Source organism: Kaarinaea lacus, assembly GCF_975902315.1.
This window is the reverse complement of the sequence record NZ_CDLKIE010000198.1, coordinates 1-5,132: the sequence shown is the minus strand read 5'-3', so window position 1 is coordinate 5,132 and position 5,132 is coordinate 1. Positions and strand designations below refer to the sequence as shown.

Here is a 5,132-nt window from a genome sequence, read left to right as displayed (position 1 = left end):
GCATCTGTTCGCGGCGACCAGTTAGAATTTTATGCGGATAACTTTGATGACCCACATCCCATACCAGTCGATCTTCGGGCGTGTTAAAGACGTAATGCAGGGCGACGGTGAGTTCAACCGTACCCAGGCCAGCGGCGAGATGTCCCCCGGTTTTACTCACTGAGTGGATTAGGTACTCGCGTAGTTCATCCGACAACGGACGCAGTTGCTTTTTCTTCAAATGGCGCACATCGTCGGGCGAGTTGATGCTCTCCAACAATGAATATGACCTGGTGCCTTTTGAATGTGGTTTTTTCATCTTTTTTATCGGAATCTATCAAAAATAGCCGCACAGTATATCAGCTTTGGCGATCGATGATATAACGCGCAATTTCTCGAAGAAATTCAGCATTTTTCCCCAACTGGCTGATGCTATCCAGCGCCTGATTGATCAAGTCTTCTGCCATATCCTTGGATTTGCTCAATCCAATCAAGCTGGGGTAGGTGGGTTTGTTTCGCGCGGCGTCTGCTCCCTGTGTTTTGCCGAGAGTTTCTGTGTCGCTTTCCACATCCAGGATGTCATCGCGAATCTGGAATGCGAGACCGATGCACTTGGCATAGTGGTCCAGTCTATCGAGCACTTCCAGATCAACATTCGTCTGACTTAATGCGCCAAGTTTTACGCTGGCGCGTATCAACGCACCGGTTTTATGAATATGCATGTTTTCCAGTTCAATAACACTCGGTTCGGTGCCAACGGATGCCAGGTCGATCGCCTGACCGCCTGCCATACCTCTTGAACCACTGGCAAGCGCCAGGGTGTCGATCATCTCGAGTCGTCGCAGGGGTTCATCTACCATGGTGTCATCGTGAGCCAGAATATGGAACGCTAATGATTGCAAAGCATCACCCGCCAGCATCGCAGTGGCTTCATCATATTTAATGTGACAGGTGGGTATGCCACGGCGCAATTCATCGTTATCCATGGCAGGTAAGTCGTCGTGGACCAGGGAGTAGGCGTGGATCAATTCCACCGCACACGCTGGACCGTCCAGTTTTTGCTCTGCAATATCCAGTGTTTTTCCCGTGGCATAAACCAGAATGGGGCGGATCCGTTTACCGCCATTCAACGTAGCGTATCGCATGGCTTCATGAAGCTTTCCAGGCGCTATGTCAGGTGATGGTATCCAGTGTGATAGCGCGTGCTCCACACGTTGCCGATAGCTTTGCATGAAATAAGAAAGACTCAAAATTTCTCCTCAGGTAAACGAATGATAGTTTTATACAAGCGCGCCTTTTTCATGGCGATCATGACGGTTACAGTCAATAATTGTAGGGAACTTACTGTGATTCGGATTGATCAGGATCATCGATGTCGGTGATTACGTCGCCTTCTTTTTTCTCAATCAAAATCTGGACTTTTTGTTCAGCTTCTTGCAGGGCTTTCTGGCAGGTCCGGGTCAGTTCAATACTGCGTTCGAATTTTTTTAAGGAGTCTTCCAGACTGATTTCACCCTGTTCCATTTCCTCGACCAGGGATTCCAGTTCCGCGATGGCGGTTTCGAAGTTGATTGATTTGCGGGTTTTTTTGGCCACTCTTTGCGCCTCGAGAATAATTAAACGGTTTCGTTATATGGGAAAGTGCCGAGTAAGTTAACCCAGCCAAGCCAGGTGGTCAAATACAGCTCCAGTCGATGAATATATGTTCAATCAGATAGATTTAAACGAATTATTGACAAATGGGGTCACACTGCTAGAGTTCACGTCTTAGATTTTGTCTAAATTTGTGGCTTGCAGCCGATTTGCAGACAAATAAATAGATTTGCTTTATAGTCCCATCAGCCTCAATTCCGTAGGATTTAAGGTATTGGAAGTAACAATTACTCAACCCACAAGTGGAGGGAAAATATGGACCTTAAAGGCAGTAAAACTGAAGAGAATTTAAAAGCCGCATTCGCTGGAGAGTCACAGGCGAATCGACGTTATCTTTATTTCGCAGCTAAAGCCGATGTTGAAGGTTATAACGATGTTGCTACTGTTTTTCGTTCCACTGCTGAAGGTGAAACCGGACATGCACACGGCCATTTAGAATATCTGGAACAATCCGGTGATCCAGCGACGGGTCTTCCCATTGGTGGTACCAGTGACAATCTGAAAGCATCGATTGCTGGTGAAACGCACGAATATACTGATATGTATCCCGGCATGGCTAAAGCCGCTCGTGACGAAGGTTTTGATGAAATTGCAGACTGGTTTGAAACGCTGGCAAAAGCCGAACGTTCCCATGCCAATCGTTTCCAGAAAGCCTTAGATAATCTGGACGCTTAATAGCTGTTACTGATTGATAATTTACAGAACGATCAATCACAATTATTAGTCCAGGCGTCATTAAACACACAAGCTGCCTTCAGTTAACTGGAACTGATGTGGGGCTTGTGTGTTTTTGTTTGTCATTTTATCAAGCAGGTTTTAGAAAGCGCAGAATAAGCGATTTTTCGGAAGGTGCAGAATGAGCAAGCTGAATCGAGAAGATTTGATGAGCCTGGAAAAGTATGCGGAGCAGCGGCAAGCTTTTCGCGAACGAGTAATAGCACACAAAAAGCATCGCCAGGTGTCAGTGACTGAACATGCTACCCTGTATTTTGAAGACCAGCTCACCATGCAATACCAGATTCAGGAAATGCTGCGCATCGAACGTATTTTTGAGGCGGATGCGATTCAGGAAGAGCTGGATGCTTACAATCCCCTGATTCCCGATGGTAATAACTGGAAAGCCACCTTCATGATCGAATATGAGGATATCGAGGAGCGCAAAACAGCGTTAGCCAAACTGATTGGTGTAGAAGATAAAGTCTGGGTACAGGTTGTTGGGTTTGACAGGGTATTTGCCATTGCCGACGAAGACCTGGAGCGCGACACTGAGGACAAAACCTCGTCTGTTCACTTTTTACGCTTTCAATTGAATGATGACATGATTGCCGCGGTAAAATCGGGTGCTGACATTAACATCGGCATCGACCATGAATATTGTCGTTATGCTGTTGAACCAGTGGCCCAGGATATCCGTGATTCACTGGCGAATGATTTACAATAATTTCGAATAAATTATTTGTTTAAACAGAGGCTCGGGAAAAAAACGATTACTCGCCTGTGTAGAGTAAAAACTTTTCTATTAACCGGGACTAATTAGTGATTTTCAACTATTTTTATTCTGTTAGAATAGCGCTTGCTGGCTAAAAGCTATTTTTCATAACCATTGTATTTTTATATATACTGTTTTCTATAACAAACGTTACATCGGGACATGCATGAGCTTTTGTGATGAGTAATAAGTATGATGCTGCTTCCATAGAAGTACTAAGTGGCCTCGAGCCCGTCAAAAAACGTCCGGGTATGTACACCCAGACGGAGCGTCCCAACCACCTCGCACAGGAAGTCATTGACAACAGCGTCGATGAGGCCATTGCAGGTTTTGCCTCGAAAGTGGAGGTAGTCCTCCATAAAGATGGTTCGCTGTCAGTGACAGACGATGGTCGGGGTATGCCTGTCGACAAACATCCCAAAGAAAAGATTACAGGTGTTGAACTAATTCTTACCCGCCTGCACGCAGGGGGTAAATTTTCCGACAAGAATTACCAGTTCTCCGGCGGCTTGCACGGCGTGGGTGTCTCTGTTGTCAATGCTTTGTCAAAGCAACTGGATGTCTGGGTTAAACGTGGTGGCAAGGAATACAACATTTCCTTTGCCAACGGTAAGGTTAAATCCAAGCTGGAAGTCGTCGGTGAAGTTGGTAAACGAAATACCGGTACCACGATACGTTTCTGGCCAGATCCAAAGTATTTCGACTCTGTTAAATATTCCGTTCCCAGGTTAAAGCATGTGATGCGGGCCAAGGCTGTATTGTGCCCGGGACTAACGGTTACTTTTAAAGATGAGAAAACCAAAGAAAAAGAAGAATGGTTTTATGAAGAAGGCCTGTCTGCCTATTTGCTCGATGAACTGAAAGGCTGGGAACTGTTACCCAGTGAACCATTCATTGGAAGTATGCAAGGCAATACTGAAGCTGTGGACTGGGCTGTGATCTGGATGCCGGAAGGTGGTGATGCCATTCATGAAGGATACGTGAATTTAATTCCCACACCTCAGGGTGGTACTCATGTTAACGGCTTACGCACGGGTCTTACTGAAGCGATTCGTGAATTTTGTGATTTTCGTAACCTGATTCCCCGTGGTGTGAAACTAACCGCTGAAGACGTTTGGGAGAAAGTCAGTTTTGTATTGTCCGTTAAGCTGGCCGACCCCCAGTTCTCAGGCCAAACCAAGGAAAGATTAAGTTCACGAGAATGTGCAACATTCGTGGCGGGTGTGACTAAAGATGCGTTCTCCGTCTGGTTGAATCAGCATATAGAGTGGGGCGAGCAAATTGCGGATCTTGCTATCTCCAGTGCCCAGCGTCGGCAAAAAGCTGGTAAAAAGGTTGCGCGTAAAAAGGTTACCCAGGGGCCAGCTCTGCCTGGTAAGCTGGCTGACTGCACGTCACAGGATCCATCGCAGACGGAACTGTTTCTGGTTGAGGGTGATTCCGCCGGTGGTTCGGCGAAACAGGCTCGCGATAAGGAATTTCAGGCCATCATGCCATTGCGCGGTAAAATTCTTAATACCTGGGAAGTGGATCCGTCGCAGGTCCTGGCATCTCAGGAAGTACATGATATTTCCGTTGCCATAGGCGTTGATCCAGGCTCGAGCAAGCTGGATGGTTTACGCTATGGAAAAATCTGTGTGCTAGCGGATGCCGATTCAGATGGATTGCATATTGCTACCCTGTTATGCGCATTATTCTTGCGCCACTTCAAACCGCTGGTTGCTGCTGGACATGTATTCATCGCCATGCCGCCCTTGTATCGTATCGATGTGGGCAAAGAAGTTTTCTATGCGCTGGATGAAGGGGAGAAGCAGGGTGTGCTGGATCGTATCGCTGCAGAAAAAATGCGCGGCAAGGTCAATGTGCAACGTTTCAAAGGTTTGGGTGAAATGAATCCCCTGCAATTACGGGAAACGACCTTAACACCTGACACGAGACGCCTTGTGCAATTAACTATAGATGCCAAGGACAACACCAATCAAATGATGGACATGCTGTTAGGCAAAAAACG

At 46.6% G+C, this 5,132-nt stretch carries 6 protein-coding genes; 3 read left to right on the top strand and 3 right to left on the bottom strand.

Going from position 1 to position 5,132, the window contains the following annotated elements:
• The 3 genes from ACWVCM_RS05905 to ACWVCM_RS05895 all read right to left on the bottom strand — a co-directional run.
• On the bottom strand, positions 1 to 298 hold a 298-nt coding region (locus ACWVCM_RS05905; RefSeq protein WP_455200796.1), incomplete at its 3' end, for a 1-deoxy-D-xylulose-5-phosphate synthase N-terminal domain-containing protein.
• A gap of 40 nt (positions 299 to 338) precedes the next feature.
• Positions 339 to 1,229, bottom strand: a complete 891-nt coding sequence (ispA, locus tag ACWVCM_RS05900) for a (2E,6E)-farnesyl diphosphate synthase (RefSeq protein WP_455200795.1) — start codon at positions 1,227 to 1,229, stop codon at positions 339 to 341.
• 91 nt (positions 1,230 to 1,320) lie between these two features.
• A complete protein-coding gene (locus ACWVCM_RS05895) occupies positions 1,321 to 1,575 on the bottom strand; it encodes an exodeoxyribonuclease VII small subunit (RefSeq protein ID WP_455200794.1) in 255 nt (84 codons plus the stop codon).
• Between the two features lie 312 nt (positions 1,576 to 1,887).
• Here ACWVCM_RS05895 and ACWVCM_RS05890 point away from each other — a divergent pair, with 312 nt between their 5' ends.
• The 3 genes from ACWVCM_RS05890 to parE all read left to right on the top strand — a co-directional run.
• Positions 1,888 to 2,307, top strand: a complete 420-nt coding sequence (locus ACWVCM_RS05890; protein ID WP_455200793.1) for a rubrerythrin family protein — start codon at positions 1,888 to 1,890, stop codon at positions 2,305 to 2,307.
• A 181-nt stretch (positions 2,308 to 2,488) separates the two neighbouring features.
• Positions 2,489 to 3,073: a DUF3501 family protein gene (locus ACWVCM_RS05885; protein WP_455200792.1), complete on the top strand. Its 585-nt coding sequence runs from the start codon at positions 2,489 to 2,491 to the stop codon at positions 3,071 to 3,073.
• A 227-nt stretch (positions 3,074 to 3,300) separates the two neighbouring features.
• Positions 3,301 to 5,132, top strand: a 1,832-nt coding sequence (gene parE, locus ACWVCM_RS05880) for a DNA topoisomerase IV subunit B (protein WP_455200791.1), incomplete at its 3' end; no start/stop codon positions are given.